The following is an 18,085-nucleotide window of genomic DNA, read 5'->3' as shown; positions in this document are numbered from 1 at the left end:
AACTGAACATCCCTACCAACATCCCTACCTGGGCAACGCGTAGGCGATCACCCAATCGCCTTGCTTCGTGCCGAGCGAGCCGTGGCCGCCGGCCGTCACGAGGAGGTATTGGCGACCGTCCTTGTCCGCATAGGTCATCGGTGTGGCCTGACCGCCGGCCGGCAGACGGGCCTCCCACAGTTTCTTCCCGGTGCGCACGTCATACCCGCGCACGTAGTAATCCAGCGTGCCGGAAAGGAAGGTGACGCCGCCGGCGGTGGTGACCATGCCGCCGAGGCTCGGCACGCCGAGCGGCATCGGGATAGGCAACGGCGCGCTGTCGACGATGGTGCCGTTCTTGTGCCGCCACATCATCTTGCCGGTGCGCAGATCCACCCCTGCGACGTATCCCCATGGCGGTGCCTGGCAAGGAATGCCCAGCGGCGAAAGGAAGGCCGACAACTCGATGCCGTACGGGATGCCTTCGGCCTTCTTCACACCCTCGGTCTCGCTCTTGGCGGGACCGACCTCCATCTTGGCCAGCACTTCCTTCGGAATCAGCCGCGACTGGAAGGCCATGTAACTCGGGTTGATCAACATCAACTGGCGCGTGGGATCCACGGACACGCCACCCCAGTCGAAGACACCGAAGTTCCCCGGGAAAACCAGCGATCCCTGTTCCGACGGTGGCGTGAACATGCCTTCGTAACGCAGCGAACGGAACCGCACGCGACACCACAGCTGGTCCAGCGGCGTCGTGCCCCACATGTCCTTCTCGCGGATGTCCGGGGGCGCGAAGTTCAGGTCCGACAGGGGCTGCGTCGGCGCCGTATGGTCGCCCGCCACGGCGCCTTGCGGACGAGGCACCTCGCGAATGGGAACGATCGGCGTGCCGTCACGCCGGTCGAGCACATAGACGCTGCCCTGCTTCGTGGAGGCGACCAGCGCGGGCTTCATGCCGTCGGCGGTCTGCAGGTCGACCAGGGTCGGTTGCCCGCCGATGTCCATGTCCCAGAGATCGTGATGGGTGAACTGGTAGTTCCAGCGCACCTTGCCGGTGGCGACATCCAGCGCGACGATGCCGGCGCTGTATTTCTCCGAGGTGGGCGTGCGGCCGCCACCGAACTGGTCTGGCGTCTGGTTACCCATCGGCAGGTAGACGATGCCCAGGTTCTCGTCGACGCTGAAGAGCGACCAGACATTCGGCGAATTGCGCGTATAGGTTTCGCCGGGCGCGATCGGCGCCGTGTCGTCGGGCTTGCCGGGATCCCAGTTCCAGACGAGGCGGCCATCGTGCACGTCGTAGGCGCGGATCACGCCGGAGGGTTCGTTGGTGGATTCGTTATCGGTGACATGGCCACCGATGATCACCAGGTCTTTCGTCACCGCCGGCGGCGAGGTGGAGTAGTAGCCGCCCGGCGTGAACGGCCCGATGTTCGCGCGCAGGTTCACCGTGCCCTGTTCGCCGAAGTCGGTGCAGGGTTGGCCGGAATCCGCGTTGATCGCGATCAGGCGCGCGTCGGCGGTCGGCAGGAACAACCGGCGCGGGCACGCCGCCGAGACCGTGGATGCCCCGGCGGCCGCGGCTGTCGAGGCAGGCGCGGGGGTACCGGCCGCGGTCGTCGCCGGAGCGGGAATCGTCGCGGTCGCGTACCTGGCATCGTCGTGGTACGACACGCCCCGGCAGGTCATGTGTTCCCAGTGCTTGAAGCCGACCGGGCTCTGGATCTTCGGATCGAACTCCCAGCGCTTCTGCCCCGTCGCCGCATCCACCGCGATCACGCGGCTGTGCGGCGTGCACAGATACACGGTATCGCCGATCTTCAGCGGCGTGTTCTCGGACGTCGTTTCCGTGGGATCGTCCGGTCCCGGCGTATCGCCCGTCTGGATCTTCCAGGCCACTTGCAACTGGCCCACGTTGTCCGGGGTGATCTGTGTCAATGGCGAATAGCGCTGGCCGAACGGCGAACCGCCGTAATCGGTCCAGTCGCCGTCGGGCCGCGCGGCACGGTCGCCTTGCGGCCCGGCGACATCGGCCATCGGCAGCTCGCCCGGCACGTCGTGATCGGAATGAAGGACGCCCGCGATGCCCACCGCCGCGACGATCAGCAACGAGACGAAGAGGAAGCCGCCGCCGGTATGCCGGGAGGTTTCATAAAGGCTGTCCCTGTTGAGTCCCCGGCGTGGCCATGGCAGCAGGAGCCACAGGCCGAGGGCGAACCACACATCGAGACGTGGCAGCAGTTGCCACCAGTCGAGACGCACTTCCCACACCGACCATGCGGCGGTGCCGATCAACAGGAGCGCGTAGAGGGGCACGGCCAGCCGCACGCGGAACAGCAACAGGGCCGCGACCACAAGGGTGACCGCACCGGCGACGAGGTAATAGGCGGAGCCGCCCAGACCGACGAGGCGGATACCGCCGAGCAGGGTCGCTGCGCCGAACAGGGCGAAGAGGAACGCTGTAAACAGCGTGGCGGGATGGTGTCTCCTGACTCGATTCACATGCGCCTCTCTGGTGTCCTGAGTCCTCCCTCTCCGCTAGGGTGGAGAGAGTGGCGTGAATCCCAGGTGGAGAGTGGCGAGCGCCACGCCTACCTTTCGGGCGTAGCCCTGGCGGCCAGTTCCGCTTCCATCGCCTCGCGCATCAGGTACTTCTGCACCTTTCCGGTCACCGTCATGGGAAAACCGTCGACGAAACGGACATAGTGCGGCACCTTGAAATAGGCGAGGTGCCTCCGGCAATAGTCCTGGATCGAACCCACGCTGGCCGTCGCCCCGTCGCGCAACCGGATCCACGCGCATACCTGCTCGCCCAGCCGGTCGTCCGGTACGCCCAACACCTGCACATCCTGGATATCCGGGTGGCCGTAGAGGAATTCCTCGATTTCGCGCGGGTAGATGTTTTCACCACCACGGATGATCATGTCCTTCAGGCGGCCCACGATCGTGCAGTAACCCGCGTCGTCGAGCACCGCGAGGTCGCCCGTATGCATCCATCGCGCCGCGTCGAGCGCCTGCCGCGTGTTCGCCTCATCGCCCCAGTAACCGCGCATCACGGAATACCCGCGTGTCAGCAATTCACCTGTCGTCCCTCGCGGAACGACGCGCCCCGTCTCGTCGACGATCTTCACTTCCACGTGCGGGTGGATGCGCCCCACCGTGGACACGCGCAATTCCAGCGGATCGTCCGGCACGGTCTGGAAACTGACGGGACTGGTCTCGGTCATGCCGTAGGCGATGGTAGAACGGCACGGGAATGCACAGACGGTCGTCTTCGGTGAGGCGCATGGCTTCTCCTATGAAGAAGCCGTTGTTGACGATGTTGTGATGCGTGAGCGTCGCGCCCTTGGGTGCGCCCGTCGTACCGGAGGTGAACTGGATATTGACCGCATCATCGAACGACAACCGCGCCTCCACCGCCGCGAGGTGCGTCCGCGCCGCGGCGTCCGCGGCGATGTCGTGCCAGCGTACAGCGCCAGGCGTTACTTCTTCGTTGAGCAGGATCACGTGGCGCAGGTCGGGCAACGCGGCCGCGCGCAAGCCGCCGGGCAAGGCGCTTTCCAGCTCGGGAGCGAGGCCGCGAAGGATGTCCAGATAGTGCGACGACTTGAAAGCGCGCGGCAGGATAAGGGCACGGCAGCCCACCTTGTTCAGCGAGTACGCCAGTTCATGCGATCGGTAGGCGGGATTGATGTTGACCAGGATCAATCCCGCCTTCGGCGCTGCGAATTGCGCCACCACCCATTCCGCGCGGTTCGGCGCCCAGATGCCGATGCGGTCCCCGGGTTCCAGTCCGAGGGCGAGAAGGCCGGCGGCGACGCGCTCGACCTCGGCATGGAATTCCCGATACGTCCAGCGGATTCCTTGCTGGCGTACCACCAGCGCGGGGCGGTCCGGCCAACGCGCGGTGACGCGATCGAGCAGCGCGCCGACGGTCTCGCCCAGCAGGGGCGTGGGGCTCGCGCCGTGCACGTAACTCGCGGCGTGGTCCATGTGTTTGTCCTCGTTGGGGCTTCGCCTGAGGATAAACAATGTGCGCCGGGAACGTGCCCCGCTCCTCAGGCGAACTCGGTCCAGCCGGCGGCGTCGGCCGTCGTGGAGGCCGGCCGGTGGCCGAAGCTGAGGTCGTGCGCGGCGCGCCCGGCCATGACGCGCGAGCTATCGGCGCCAGCCGACTCGTCGTTCACGGTGAAGAACGCCACCTGGTCGCGCAACGATTTCGCCTGGTCCTGCATGGATTTCGCGGCGGCGGCGGCCTCTTCCACCAGCGCGGCGTTCTCCTGCGTCACCTGGTCGATCTGAGCGATGGCGAGGTTCACCTGGTCGACGCCGGACGACTGTTCCGCACTGGCCGCGGCGATCTCAGCGACGATGTCGGTCACCTTCTTCACGCTGTCGACGATGTCGCGCAGCGCACCCGACGATTGCTCGACCAGCGCCGCGCCCGCATCCACGCGTTCGCCGCTTTCCAGGATGAGGCCCTTGATCTCGCGCGATGCCGATGCGCTGGACTGCGCGAGACGGCGCACTTCCGCCGCCACCACGGCGAAGCCACGGCCCTGCTCGCCCGCTCGCGCCGCTTCCACGGCGGCGTTCAACGCCAGCAGGTTGGTCTGGAAGGCAATGTCGTCGATCAGGCCCACGATGTCACCGATGCGACGGCTGGAATCGCCGATCTGGCGCATCGCCTCCATGGCCTCGCCGACCACGGCGCCGCCCTTCTCCGCCGCGCCCCGCGCATGCCGCGACAGGCGGTCGGCGGCCAGGGCGTTCTCGGCGTTCTGCTTCACCGTCGCGGTCATTTCTTCCATCGACGCGGCGGTTTCTTCCAGGCTGGAGGCCTGTTCCTGCGTGCGCTGCGAAAGATCGTCGTTACCACGCGCGATCTCACCGGAGGTGGTGGAGACGACATGCGCGCTTTCCTGCACCTCGGTGACGATCGAGGCGAGGGTGCCGCGCATGCGCTCCAGCGCGCCCAGCAGGCTTTCCGGCGCGAAGGCGGTCGCGCTGTCGGCGCGCAGGTCGCCACCGGCGATGCGCCCGGCGATCTCCACGGCGTCGCGCGGCTCGCCACCCAGGCTCGTGCGGATGCTGCTCATCGAGAACCAGACGATCGCCAGCGCCAGCAGAGCGATAAGCCCCGACTTGATCAGGTCACGCTTCAGCTGCGCGTAGAAGGCGGCGTCGATGGCATCGAAGTAGGCGCCCGAGACGAAATGCAGGTCCCACGGCTTGTACCAGGACGAGAAGCTGATCTTGTCTTTCAGCTCCTTGGTCTTGGGCATGATCTGCGTGTAACGGGTCATGCCGTGGCCGTTCTTCGTATCGGTGGCGAGCATCGCCTCATAATGGTGGAAGCCCTTGCCATCGGCATCGTCGCGGATGTTCTTGCCGATCTCGGCACGGCGCAGCGGATGCATGCGCATCGTCAGCGCCGAATCGAACGCGAACACATAACCGCTGTTGTTCGACCAGCGCATCGCCTCGATGTCCTGCAGTGCGTTCACCCGCGCCTCCAGGTCGCTCAACTCGCCCTTCGCCGCGCGCGCATGGTAGGCGTCGGCGATCGACATCGCCGCCGTCACGTGCTGCTCGAGCGTGTCCTCGAGTGCGTTCATCTGCACGCCGCGGCTTTCGATGCCCGCCATGATGGTCTGTGCCATCAGCCCGGCGACGACCACGGTCGTCACCATCCACACCCGTGTGTTCAGCCGCGTGCGACCGAACCATTTTTCCACTGCCGACATACCCATCACCCTCGAAAATCCCCGTGCTGGACTTATCGGCGCCGGGGGGCAGGACTTTACGAGGACGATGTGAAGACGCTCAGCGGGCGGTCAGTGTGTGCCGTCCCGATCCGAGTACCTTCTCGGGCGCCCCCGGCAGCGCCACCACCGCCTCCGCGCCGACGGGTACCACCACATCGGCCTCGACCTTCCCCGCCACCTTGCGCCACGCCACGGAGGCTTCGCCATAGGGCGTCATCACCGTGGCGGAGGCCTGGCCGAGAAAGGCCGTGAGGGCCGGACGCACCTCGAAACGCCGCCAGCCCGGTTCCAGCGGCCGCAGGCCGGCCACGTCGCCGAACAGCCAGTCGTCGATCGTGCCGAGGAAATAATGGCCCCTGGAGCGCGAGGCGAGCTTCCAGTGTTCCCAGAGGCTGGTCGCACCGTTGGCGCGCCAGAAACCCCAGCTCGGGAAACTGGTCTGGGTGGCGATGGCCCATGCCTCGTCCGCGTGGCCGGTCGCGGTCAGCACCGGCAGGATCGGCTTGGTCGCCAGCGCGCCGGTATCCAGGTGGTCGCCGCGAGCCTTCGCGTCGGCCGCCACGCCGGCTGCCACGCGCGCTTTCAGATCGTCGGGCACGAGGCCGAAGCTCAACGCCAGCAGGTTGTGCGCCTGCCGGTAGCCCTGATCGCCTTCGCCGCGATAACGGGCGGCCGGGCGATCGAGGAAGCGCTCGTTGAACGCTTCGCGTACCTTTCCGGCGCGGGTGTCGAAGATGGCCGCGCCGGATGTGTCGCCGGTAAGCCGCAGCATCGCCGCCGTCGCGCGCTGCATGCCGTAGAGATACGCCGTGGCGGCGACGCGCTTGTCCTCCGGCGCGTTCTCCCCGCCCGGATCGGTCTCCGGACTGACCCAATCGCCCAATTCCGTATCGGCGATACCGCCCGGTGAACGCGCATCCTCCATCGCCACATAGCGTGCAATGCCCTGGATGTGTTCCTCGATCGGCCTCCGGTCCCCCGCGTACATCCACAGCCACCATGGGATGAACACGTACGCCGAGTGCCACGTCGGTGCGCGCACGTCGCCCCAACCGGGATTCGGCGCGATGAGCAGGGGTGCGCCTTGCGCGTTGCGCGCATCGGCGATGTCGCGCAGCCACTTCGCCAGCAATCGATCCGCGTCGAAGTTGCGCAGGAACATCTCCGCGCCGAGCATGCCGTCGCCCGTCCATCCGTTCTTCTCGTACATCGGCGTGTCGGTGGGAAGGCCATGCAGGTTGTTGAGCATCGTGTCGACGGCCGCGCGGTGGATCCAGTTCAGCAACGGGTTGTCGCTATCGAAGCGGCCCGTCACCGCGACATCGGTATGCACCACTTGCGCGGCGATCGCATCGACGGCTGGCTTTCCACCCGGCCAGCCCTGTACCTGCACATAGCGAAAACCCTTGTACGAAAAACGAGGATGCCAGCGGACCCGGCCGCCATCGAGCGTCAGGCGGTCGGTCTGGAATCCCCGCTTGAAATAATGATGATCGTCGCGTGCGTCGACGGTGCCGTCCGGAAGAAGCTTTTCCCCGTAGCGCGCGACGATCGTCGTGCCCGCGGGACCGCTCACGTCGAAGCTCGCCCATCCCGCCATGACGCGCGGAAACGCGAACACGTAGGTGCCCGGCACGGGCTCGGTGACGGACGAGGCGGCCACGGTCTCCACCACGCGGATCGGTTGCTCGGTCTGGGCGACGAGTTTTCCGGCCGGTGCCGGCAGCTCCGACGCGGGGGACCATGTGCGTGGCGTGGCGAGACGCGCGTCGTATTCCTCGCCGCCGTAGAGGTCGTCCAGCCGGGTCGGCCCGTCGGCCACGCGCCAGCTCGCATCGCTGACGACGTGCCCGATGCGGCCGTCCCGATAGCGGATGAGCAACAACGCGCGCATCCGTGGACGTCCATGCCACGGCGCCCGCTCCCAGTGCCATACATTCGGGTTGGTGAGTCCATGGAAGCCGCGGCCCAGTTCCGCACCGAGCGTGTGCTCGCCGGGCGCGAGGGCGATCTCGTTCGCCACTACCTCCACGCGCTTTCCGTAGTCGGTGAAGCCTGGACCAAGCACCGCATCGCTCACCGGCTTGCCATCGATCGTCAGGTCGGCATAACCGCCGGCGGCGATGTACAACGTCGCGCGCGCCACGCCCCCGTCGACGTGGAAGGTCTTGCGGAGCAGCGGCGCGGGAAGCGTGTCGTCACCCTTGCCGATCCATCGCGCGCCGTGCCATCCGGCCTCGTCCAGCGCCGTGTCGAAATGCGAAGCCACGCTGGCATCGCCCTGGGAGGTATGGACATCCGCACGCCATTCATAGCGTTCGCCGGGAGCCAACGAAGGACCGGCGTAGTCGATGTCGAACGGCCGCGCACCAGCGACATCGCCACTGTTCCATACCGTCTCGCCTCCATGCGTCACCACGATGCGATAGCCCGTCTGGACGGTGCCACCGGTGTCGCTGTGCACGATCCAAGAGAACCGGGGCCTGGCCACGTCGACGTAACCGGGCGTGTCGGTGCGTTCGACACGCGGCGTGGTGAGGCTGACGGAAGCACGCGTGAGCGGTGCGGCGAACAGAAGGACACAAGCGGCGTAAGTGCGAATGGGCAATGGATCTTCCTTTGGCGCAGGACGCGAGGGAGCATATCGGCCAGCCGTCCTTACATCCATCTAACGCATCAAGGTTTATCCCTTCCCCACCTCGAATTCCCCGGAGCCATGTCATGAAGACCCTGATCGCCGGTATCGCGCTCGCCACCACGCTCGCCGCCACTTCGGCCTCCGCCATGCAACTGGACAGCCTGAAAGGCATGATGGGCGGCGGTGGCGGCTCGCTCGCATCAGGCAGCATGGGCAACGCCGCCGGTATCTTGCAGTACTGCATGAGCAACAACTACCTCGGTGGCGAAAGCGGCGCGGCCGGCGTGAAGGACCAGCTGCTGGGCAAGCTCGGTGGCCAGGCCACCCCGTCCACGCCCGCCCCCACGCAGGACAAGGGTTACCTCGACGGCGCGAAGGGCCTTCTGAAGTCCAGCGACGGCAAGACCCTGGATCTTTCCGGCGGCGGCTCGGGCGCGGCCGGCGCCGGCGACCTCAAGGCCCAGCTCACCCGCAAGGCGTGCGACGCCGTGCTGAAGCAGGGCAAGAAGATGGTCGGCATGGGGAAGTGACATGACGTGGACGGGGTATGGACACCCCGGCCCGTAAACCTGAGGGCCTCACCACCGATGAGGACCCTCCCATGGCCAATCCAGCCAAGAACGATCCGTACGCCATGCGCGACCCGCGCACCCAGTATCCGCAGCCTGATTTTTCAAAGCAGCCGCAGCCCGCGCCGGGCCTGGCCAGGGAAATGGTGCCCAAGCCGGACCACGGCGAGACCAGTTACCGCGGCAACGGCCGCCTCAAGGGCCGCAAGGCGCTGGTGACCGGCGGCGATTCCGGTATCGGGCGTGCGGCGGCCATCGCCTTCGCACGCGAGGGCGCGGACGTCGTGATCAACTACCTGCCCTCGGAACAGAAGGATGCCGACGAGGTCATCGCCTTGCTCACCGGCGAGGGTCACACCGTCGTGGGCATGCCTGGCGACCTGAAGGACGAGGCGTTCTGCAAGGACCTCGTCGCGAGGGCCGTGAAGGAGCTCGGCGGCCTGGATATCCTGGCCAACATCGCCGGCCGGCAACAGTACGCGAAGTCGATCGACGAGCTGGATAGCGCCGCATTCGAGGCGACGTTCCGCACCAATGTCTTCGCCATGTTCTGGCTGACCAAGGCGGCCCTGCCGCATATGCCGCCGGGCGCGGCCATCCTCAACACGGCCTCGATCCAGGCCTACGAACCGTCGGACATCCTGCTGGATTACGCGCCGACCAAGGCCGCGATCGTGGCGTTCACCAAGGCGCTGGCCAAGCAGGCGGCGGAAAAGGGCATTCGCGTGAACGCGGTGGCGCCGGGGCCGGTGTGGACGCCGCTGCAACCCAGCGGCGGGCAACCGCAGGAGAAGGTGGTGGAATTTGGCAAGAACGTTCCCCTGAAGCGACCCGGGCAGCCGGTGGAGTGCGCGCCGGTCTACGTGCTGCTGGCGAGCCAGGAGGCGAGCTTCATCACCGGGGAGACGTATGGGGTGACGGGCGGGCATATGTTGCCGTGACGTGGCAGATGTTGCCGTGAGGCGGGCCGTATCGCCGGCGAGCCGGCTTCCCACCAGAGCGGGGATGCCTCCGGCTCTGGTGGGAAGCCGGCTGGCCGGCGATGCTCTACCGGCCCATGATCCGCCCGATCGCATCCATCAGGTCGGCCACCCCGTACGGCTTCACGATGATCCGCGTGCGCGCGTCGCACTCCACGCCGTTCGCCGTGTGGTCGCCGGTGGCATAGATCACCGGCAGGCCAGGCTGCGTTTCGCGTAACCGCTCCGCCAGATCCACGCCATTCATCCCCGGTAGTCCGACATCCGCGAGAAGCACATCGATCGGCTCGGAGACGTGCAGACGCAAGGCCTCGTTGCCATCGCCGGCCTCGAACGCGACGTGCCCGCGGCTTTCCAGCATCTCGCAGATGGACATCCGTATCAGCGCGTCGTCCTCGACCACCAGCACACGCAACGATGCCGAGGGCGCCGGCGACGCTCCCGCCATCGGCGCGGGCGCGATCTCCGCCGTCGGGCGCGGCACGCGCGCGGCCAGCATGTGCCGCACGCGCCGTGCCAGTTGCTCCTTCGTATACGGCTTGCTCAACAATTCCACGCCTTCGTCGAGGCGGCCGCCGTGCACGATGGCGTTCTCGGTGTAGCCCGAGGTGAACAGCACCGCGATGCCCGGCTGCCGTTCCATCGCCTTGCGCGCCAGCTCCGGGCTGCGCAACGTGCCGGGCATCACCACGTCGGTGAATAGCAGGTCGATCGCGATGCCGCTTTCCACGATCGACAGCGCACTGGATGCATCGCGCGCCTTCAGCACGCGGTAGCCGAGATCGCCGAGCATGCCGACGACCGTTTCGCGGACCGCGTCGTCGTCTTCCACGACGAGGATCGTCTCGTCGCCGCCACGCACGGCTTCCTCGTCGATATCCACGAGGCGGTCTTCGCTCTGCACGCAGCGTGGCAGGTAGATCTTCACCGTGGTGCCTTCGCCGGGCTCGCTGTATATCTTCACGTGGCCGCCGGACTGCTTCACGAAGCCGTAGACCATCGAGAGGCCGAGCCCGGTACCGCGTCCTTCCGGCTTGGTGGTGAAGAACGGCTCGAACACCTGGTCGATGATCTCCGGAGGGATGCCGCCGCCGGTATCGGTCACGGCGATCATCACGTACTGGCCGGGACGCAGGTCGCCGTGGGCGGACGCGTAGGCACTGTCGAGCAAGGCGTTGCCTGCCTCGATGGTGAGCTTGCCACGTCCGTCCATCGCGTCGCGCGCGTTGAGCGCCAGGTTGAGCAGCGCGTTTTCGACGTTGCCTGGGTCGACCAGCGTGTTCCACAGGCCGCCGGCGACCACCGTCTCGATCTCGATCGCCTCGCCCAGCGCGCGGCGCAGCAGTTCATCCATGTCGCGGATGAAGCGCCCGACGTTCACGACCTTCGGTGCCAGTGGCTGGCGCCGGCCGAAGGCGAGCAGTTGCGCGGCCAGCTTGCTGCCGCGTGTCACGCCGGCCATCGCGTTGGAGAGACGCCGTTCGGCGCGTGCATTGCCGGCCACGTCGGACGCGAGAAGCTGCAGGTTTCCGCTGATCACCTGCAGGAGATTATTGAAATCGTGGGCGACGCCGCCGGTCAACTTGCCGATCGCGTCCATTTTCTGCGCTTGGCGCAACTGGTCCTGGGTCAGGTCGAGCGCGAGCCCGGGGCCGCCTCCGGCGCTGCGCCAGCCCTGGTCTTCCTCGGCGGCCGGCTGCATCGACACGATGGCCGTCCCATCCCAGCGTTCCATGCACACGCGCCAGGGCGATCCGTCGACGGAGCTCAGTTCCGCGGTACGCATGCCGCTCGCGGCCAGGTTCGGCAATTCCGCCTCGAACCAGGTCCGGCCGGCAGGGTTCCAGATGGCCAGGAATTCGCCATCAGGCAGGCGAGCCCTGGCCCAGGCATTGGCGTACAGGAGTTCACCCTTGGGAGAAAGGGCGGCGAGGCCGTAAGGCGCGGCGTCGAACGCCCGGGCGATCAGTTCATTGTCCTGCAATGCGAATGGTGAGGGCATCGAGCCTGTGATTGATCCGGGGTGGGGAGCGGAGTTTATCGTCGTGGGTTCATGCACTTTGTGTAGAACGCCTTCACAAGTCCTGAACGAACCGGCAGTTGCGTCGTTTACACCACATCTTGTGTTGACCGCCCATGGGATCGCCTATATCGTGTGTCCCGTTGGTGTCCGGAGAGGCGCGACTGCCCGTCGGACTTAATAGGGAATCCGGTGCGAATCCGGAACTGCCCCGCAGCGGTAAGTGGAAACGATCCCGTTCTATGCACTGGTCCTCGGCGACTGGGAAGCGACGGGTAGGCCGGGCCTCCAAGGCCCTCGTCCACGAGTCCGAAGACCTGCCAACAGTCGGTACCTGATCGGTATCGATTGTGGTGACGGCTTCCGCGGGGAAGCACGTCGCGGACCGGAGCCGCCTTGGGCGGGCTCCGTCCCGGCCTTTCCCGCATTGCCTGGCCACTTCGAGCCCCGTCCGAGGGAACGGGAGTTTGAACCAGGCCTTGGGGCACGCCACACATGACCACGATGGATTCCGCAGCGCGCGAGCGCACCGAGACGGCCGACCCGGCCGCCATTCCTTCTCCGACCGCCGGCAAGGCGCCCGCCGCCGGCTACCGCAACGACGCGCCACCCGCCTTCGCCCTCACCCCGCCGCACAACCCCGGCCAGATGCGCGTGACCAAGCGCAACGGTGGCCAGGAAGTCGTCGACGTGAACAAGATCGTGCGCGCGGTGACCCGCAGCGCCGATGGCCTGTACGCCGTCGATCCGATGCGCGTGGCGCTGAAGACGATCGGCGGCCTCTACGACGGCGCGACCACCCAGGAACTCGACCAGCTGTCGATCCGCACCGCCGCGGCGCTCACCGCCGAGGAACCGGAGTACGGCCAGCTGGCCGCGCGCCTGCTCGCCGCCTTCATCGACAAGGAGGTGTCCGACCAGGACATCCAGTCGTTCTCGCAGTCGATCTCCACCGGTTTCGACCTCGGTATCCTCAACGAACGCCTGCGCGATTTCGTGCAGGTGAACGCGCGCAAGCTCAACGACGCGATCGATACCACGGCCTCGCGCCGCTTCGAATACTTCGGCCTGCGCACGGTCTATGACCGTTACCTGCTGCGCCATCCGACCAAGCGCTTCGTCATCGAGACGCCGCAGTACTTCTTCATGCGGATCGCCTGCGCGCTCGGCGGCAACGACGTGGCCGAGACGCTGGAGTTGTACCGCATGCTCTCGTCGCTGGAATACCTGGCCAGCTCGCCCACCCTGTTCAACGCCGGCACGGCCCATGAACAGCTGTCGTCGTGCTTCCTGCTCGATTCGCCGCAGGACGCCTTGGAATCCATCTACGCCAAGTACGGTGATGTCGCCCAGTTGTCGAAGTTCGCCGGTGGCATCGGCCTCGCCTATTCGCGCATCCGCTCGCGCGGCTCCTTGATCAAGGGGACCAACGGCCATTCCAACGGCCTCGTGCCGTGGCTGAAGACGCTCGACGCTTCCGTGGCCGCCGTCAACCAGGGCGGCAAGCGCAAGGGCGCCGCCTGCGTATACCTGGAATCGTGGCACGCCGACATCGAGGAGTTCCTCGAACTGCGCGAGAACACCGGCGACGACGCCCGCCGCACGCACAACCTCAACCTCGCCAACTGGGTACCGGACCTCTTCATGCGCCGCGTGGAGACGGACGGCGACTGGTCGCTGTTCGACCCGAAGATCGTCCCGCATTTCGTCGATACCTGGGGCGCCACCTTCGACGCCGCCTATGAGAAAGCCGAAGCCGATGGCCTGGCGGTGAAGACGATCAAGGCGCGCGAACTCTACGCGCGCATGCTGCGCTCGCTGGCGCAGACCGGTAACGGCTGGATGACCTTCAAGGATCGCTCGAACGCGACCAGCAACCAGACCGCGCGTCCCGAGAACGTCATCCACCTGTCGAACCTCTGCACCGAGATCCTCGAAGTGACCTCGGAAGGCGAGACGGCGGTGTGCAACCTCGGCTCGATCAACCTCGCCCGCCACGTGGTGGACGGCCAGTTCGACTACGAGAAGCTGTCGACCACCGTGCGCACGGCCGTGCGCCAGCTGAACCGCGTGATCGATCTCAACTTCTACCCGATCGCCTCGGCGAAGACGGCGAACGTGAAGTGGCGTCCGGTCGGCCTGGGCGTGATGGGCCTGCAGGACGTCTTCTTCAAGCTGCGCCTGCCGTTCGATTCAGACGAGGCACGCGCGTTGTCCACGCGCATCGCGGAGGAGATCTATTTCCACGCGTTGTCCATGTCCAACGAGATCGCCGAACGCGACGGCCCGCATCCCGGGTTCGAGGAAAGCCGCGCGGCCAACGGCGAGTTGCAGTTCGACTATTGGCCGGCCGCCACGCCGGCCGGCAAGGACGGCCGCTGGGCCGAACTGCGCGAGAAGATCAAGGCCAAGGGCCTGCGTAACTCGCTGCTGATCGCCATCGCGCCCACCGCGACGATCGCGTCGATCGCCGGCTGCTACGAATGCATCGAGCCGCAGGTGTCGAACCTGTTCAAGCGCGAGACGCTGTCGGGCGACTTCCTCGTGGTGAATCGCTACCTCGTCGACGAGTTGAAGACGCTGGGGCTGTGGACCGCCGATATCCGCGACCAGATCAAGCTGGCGGAAGGGTCGGTACAGGGTATCGCGGCCATCCCCGCGGAACTGCGCGCGGTGTATCGCACCACCTGGGAACTGCCGCAGAAGGCCCTGATCGATCTCGCCGCCGCCCGCGGCGCCTATATCGACCAGAGCCAGTCGCTGAACCTGTTCATGGAAAACCCGAACATCGGGCAGCTTTCCTCGATGTACATGTACGCGTGGAAGTCGGGCATCAAGACGACGTACTACCTGCGCTCGCGTCCCGCGACGCGCATCGCGAAGACCACGGTGAGTTCGTCGGCGGCCTCCCTGCCCACGCCTTCCGCGCCGGTCGCCGATGCGCAGGAGCAGGCCGAGGCCGCGGTGTTCTGCTCGCTCGAGAACCCCGAGTACTGCGAAGCCTGCCAGTAAAAAGAAAGAAGCTACTCACATTTTCCGAGGTACCCGATGTCCGCTTCACCGATCACCCGCGATACCCACATCCTCGATCCCGGTTTCGAATTGACACTGCGGCCGATGAAGTATCCGCAGTTCTACGAGATGTATCGCGCCGCCATCCGCAATACGTGGACGGTGGAGGAAGTGGATTTCTCGCTCGACGTGACCGACCTCAAGGCGAAAATGTCCGACGCGGATCGCCACCTGATCCATCGCCTCGTCGCGTTCTTCGCCACGGGCGACACGATCGTGTCGAACAACCTCGTGCTGAATCTCTACCAGCACGTGAACTCGCCCGAGGCGCGGATGTTCCTCTCGCGCCAGCTGTACGAGGAAGCGCTGCACGTGCAGTTCTACCTCACCCTGTTGGACACCTACATCCCCGAGCCATCGGAACGGAACAAGGCCTTCGCCGCGATCGAGAGCATTCCCTCGATCCGGCAGAAGGGCGAGTTCTGTTTCAAGTGGATCGACTCCATCCAGGACATCAACCGCCTGGAGACGCGCGAACACCGCCGCCAGTTCCTGCTCAACCTGATCTGCTTCGCCGCGTGCATCGAAGGCCTGTTCTTCTTCGCCGCCTTCGCCTACGTGTACTACCTGCGTTCGCGCGGCCTGCTGCATGGCCTGGCCTCGGGCACCAACTGGGTGTTCCGCGACGAGTCCGGGCACATGGCCTTCGCCTTCGAGGTGGTGCGTACCGTGCGCGAGCAGGAGCCCGACCTGTTCGACGACGACATGCGCCAGCAGGTGGAGGCGATGCTGGAAGACGCCATCGCCTGCGAAACGCAGTTCGCGGCGGACGTGCTCTCCGGTGGCGTGGCCGGACTCTCCGTGAACGACATGCGCCAGTACCTGGAGTACTGCGCCGACCAGCGCCTGGTGCAGCTCGACATGCCGAAGAAGTACGGCGCGAAGAACCCGTTCGACTTCATGGACCTGCAGGACGTGCAGGAACTGACGAACTTCTTCGAACGGCGCGTTTCATCGTACCAGGTGGGCGTGCAGGGCGAGGTGGCGTTCGACCAGTCGTTCTAGTCGCACCTGTCAGAAGCATCGCCGACAGGGTCGGCTCCCACCAGAGCACCGCACCGACGCTCCGGTGGGAGCGGACCCTGTCCGCGATGCTCTTCTCCGGCCCAGCGATAGGATGGTCTCCCCCACCCCTGAAGACACAGCCCCAACATGCCCCCCATCGACCGCCCCACCGAGGCCCGCGTCCTCGAGATCGTCTTCCCCGACCACACCAACCACCTCGGCACGCTCTTCGGCGGCCAGGCGCTGGCGTGGATGGACAAGGCCGCCTTCCTCGCCGCCTCGCGTTACTCGCGGCAGATCGTGGTTACCGCACGTTCCGAGCAGGTCGACTTCCACGTGCCCGTGCGCAAGGGCCAGATGGTGGAACTCATCGCCACCGTCGTGTCGGTGGGCCGCACCTCAATGAAGATCGACGTGGCGATGTACACCGAGGACCTCATCTCCGGCGCGCGTGAACTGTGCACCCGTGGGACCTTCACCATGATCGCGCTCGACGGCGACCATAAGCCCACCCCGGTGCAGCCGCTGCCCTCGCCCCTGTTGACTTAGAGCGCACTCGAAGGCGTACGCTCTTCGAATGCCCCATTCGAAGACCATCGCCGAGGCCGCCCTCGCCACCGGCCTGACCACCCATACACTGCGCTACTACGAGCAGATCGGCCTGATCGACCCGGTGCCGAGGCGCGGCGGACAGCGTGTCTACGGCGACGCCGAGATGCGCCTCATCGACTTCGTGCTGCGCCTGCGCGGCACCGGCATGTCGATGCGCGACATCCAGGAATACGTGCGTTTACGCCGCCTGGGCGAAACCCCCGAAAGCATCCGCCTGCGCGGCGACCTGCTCGCCCGGCACGCCGCCTACCTGCGCAGCCAGCTCACCGAACTGACCGAGACGATCGTGCGGCTGGACGAGAAGATCGCCCTGTACCGCTCGATCTATCCCGATGAACCCATCCCCCTGCCCGCCGAACCGCCCGTGACACCGGCGGCGACGGCGAACGTCCCCTCGAAACGAAGGAAACACGCATGATCACCCGCAAACTAGGCACGCACGGTCCCGAGGTCTCGATCCTCGGCCTCGGCTGCATGGGCATGAGCGAGTTCTACGGCGCCAGCGACGAGAAGGAATCGGTCGCCACGCTGGAACGCGCGCTGGAACTGGGCATCACCTTCTGGGATACCTCCGACGCGTACGGCCCGCATACCAACGAGGAACTGCTCGGCCGTACCCTCGCCGGTCGTCGCGACAAGGTATTCCTGGCCACCAAGTTCGGTATCGTCCGCGATCCGAACGACCCGATGAAACGCGGCATCAGCGGCCACCCGGATTACGTCCGCCAGTCGGTCGAAGGCAGCCTTCGCCGGCTGAAAACCGACTACATCGACCTCTACTACCAGCACCGCGTGGACCGCACGGTGCCGATCGAGGAGACCGTCGGTGCGATGGCCGACCTCGTGAAGGAAGGCAAGGTGCGCCATCTCGGCCTGTCCGAGGCATCCGCCGAGTCGATCCGCAAGGCGGCGAAAGTGCATCCGATCACCGCCCTTCAGAGCGAATACTCGCTGTGGACGCGCGATCCGGAAACCACCGGCACGCTTGCCGCCTGCCGCGAGAACGGGATCGCGCTGGTGGCCTACAGCCCGCTCGGGCGCGGCTTCCTCACCGGCGCCATCACCCGGCCGGAAGACTTCGCCGAGGACGACTACCGTCGCGTCAATCCGCGCTTCACCGGCGAGAACTTCGCAAAGAACCTGGCGATCGTGGAGAAGGTGAAGACGTTCGCCGCCGACAGGGGCTGCACCCCCGGCCAGCTCGCCCTCGCCTGGGTGATCGCCAAGGGCGACGACATCGTGCCGATCCCGGGCACGAAGCGGGTGAAGTACCTGGAGGAAAACGCCGGCGCGGTGGAGGTGAAACTCAGTCCGGCCGAGGTGGCCGAGATCGACGCGGTGTTTCCGCCGGACTCGGCCGTGGGCGACCGTTACACCCCCAGCATGATGGGCTCCATCAACGCCTAAGTGCTTGGCTTATAATGGCGGTTTGTGCCAGC

Annotated in this window: 11 protein-coding genes, 1 pseudogene and 1 riboswitch; of the genes and pseudogenes, 7 read left to right on the top strand and 5 right to left on the bottom strand. The window is 66.2% G+C overall.

What is annotated here, in order from left to right; all coding sequences use genetic code 11:
• Positions 1-24: 24 nt before the first annotated feature.
• The 4 genes and pseudogenes from QFZ41_RS11490 to QFZ41_RS11475 form a co-directional block, all read right to left on the bottom strand.
• Positions 25-2,484, bottom strand: coding sequence for a glucose/quinate/shikimate family membrane-bound PQQ-dependent dehydrogenase (locus tag QFZ41_RS11490; RefSeq protein WP_429198899.1), 2,460 nt, complete (start codon positions 2,482-2,484; stop codon positions 25-27).
• 89 nt (positions 2,485-2,573) lie between these two features.
• Positions 2,574-3,975: pseudogene (locus QFZ41_RS11485) on the bottom strand (AMP-binding protein).
• 65 nt (positions 3,976-4,040) lie between these two features.
• Positions 4,041-5,729, bottom strand: a complete 1,689-nt coding sequence (locus QFZ41_RS11480) for a methyl-accepting chemotaxis protein (protein WP_429198898.1) — start codon at positions 5,727-5,729, stop codon at positions 4,041-4,043.
• 79 nt (positions 5,730-5,808) lie between these two features.
• Positions 5,809-8,358 carry a family 78 glycoside hydrolase catalytic domain gene (locus QFZ41_RS11475; RefSeq protein WP_429198897.1) on the bottom strand — a complete coding sequence of 850 codons (2,550 nt, stop codon included), beginning with the start codon at positions 8,356-8,358 and terminating at the stop codon, positions 5,809-5,811.
• A gap of 113 nt (positions 8,359-8,471) precedes the next feature.
• Here QFZ41_RS11475 and QFZ41_RS11470 point away from each other — a divergent pair, with 113 nt between their 5' ends.
• Both QFZ41_RS11470 and QFZ41_RS11465 read left to right on the top strand, forming a co-directional pair.
• Positions 8,472-8,918 carry a DUF2501 domain-containing protein gene (locus tag QFZ41_RS11470; protein ID WP_429198896.1) on the top strand — a complete coding sequence of 149 codons (447 nt, stop codon included), beginning with the start codon at positions 8,472-8,474 and terminating at the stop codon, positions 8,916-8,918.
• 71 nt (positions 8,919-8,989) lie between these two features.
• Positions 8,990-9,898, top strand: a complete 909-nt coding sequence (locus tag QFZ41_RS11465) for an SDR family oxidoreductase (RefSeq protein ID WP_429198895.1) — start codon at positions 8,990-8,992, stop codon at positions 9,896-9,898.
• A 106-nt stretch (positions 9,899-10,004) separates the two neighbouring features.
• Here QFZ41_RS11465 and QFZ41_RS11460 read toward each other — a convergent pair whose 3' ends face one another.
• The gene (locus tag QFZ41_RS11460) at positions 10,005-11,939 is read right to left on the bottom strand and encodes a response regulator (RefSeq protein WP_429198894.1); all 1,935 of its coding nucleotides are present in this window, start codon (positions 11,937-11,939) and stop codon (positions 10,005-10,007) included.
• Positions 11,940-12,084: 145 nt separating this feature from the next.
• Positions 12,085-12,296, top strand: a riboswitch (cobalamin riboswitch).
• A gap of 156 nt (positions 12,297-12,452) precedes the next feature.
• Between QFZ41_RS11460 and QFZ41_RS11455 the strand changes: the two genes are divergently transcribed.
• The 5 genes from QFZ41_RS11455 to QFZ41_RS11435 all read left to right on the top strand — a co-directional run bounded on the left by QFZ41_RS11455 (position 12,453) and on the right by QFZ41_RS11435 (position 18,053).
• Positions 12,453-14,969, top strand: coding sequence for a ribonucleoside-diphosphate reductase subunit alpha (locus QFZ41_RS11455; RefSeq protein ID WP_429198893.1), 2,517 nt, complete (start codon positions 12,453-12,455; stop codon positions 14,967-14,969).
• 36 nt (positions 14,970-15,005) lie between these two features.
• Positions 15,006-16,034 (top strand): ribonucleotide-diphosphate reductase subunit beta, encoded by a 1,029-nt coding sequence (locus tag QFZ41_RS11450; protein ID WP_429198892.1) that lies wholly within the window; start codon positions 15,006-15,008, stop codon positions 16,032-16,034.
• Between the two features lie 147 nt (positions 16,035-16,181).
• On the top strand, positions 16,182-16,583 hold the full coding sequence (locus QFZ41_RS11445; protein ID WP_429198891.1) for an acyl-CoA thioesterase: 402 nt from the start codon (positions 16,182-16,184) through the stop codon (positions 16,581-16,583).
• Positions 16,584-16,611: 28 nt separating this feature from the next.
• Positions 16,612-17,064 carry a MerR family transcriptional regulator gene (locus tag QFZ41_RS11440; protein ID WP_429198890.1) on the top strand — a complete coding sequence of 151 codons (453 nt, stop codon included), beginning with the start codon at positions 16,612-16,614 and terminating at the stop codon, positions 17,062-17,064.
• Entirely contained in the window at positions 17,061-18,053 is a 993-nt protein-coding gene (locus QFZ41_RS11435; RefSeq protein WP_429198889.1) for an aldo/keto reductase, read from the top strand. Before QFZ41_RS11440 ends, QFZ41_RS11435 begins: the two co-directional genes overlap by 4 nt.
• The last annotated feature ends 32 nt before the right edge of the window (positions 18,054-18,085 follow it).

Origin of the sequence: Luteibacter sp. W1I16 (assembly GCF_050434905.1) — a bacterium.
In the GTDB taxonomy this organism is placed as follows: Bacteria; Pseudomonadota; Gammaproteobacteria; order Xanthomonadales; family Rhodanobacteraceae; genus Luteibacter.
Note: the sequence above shows the minus strand (reverse complement) of the source record. Positions and strands in the feature narration are given on the sequence as shown.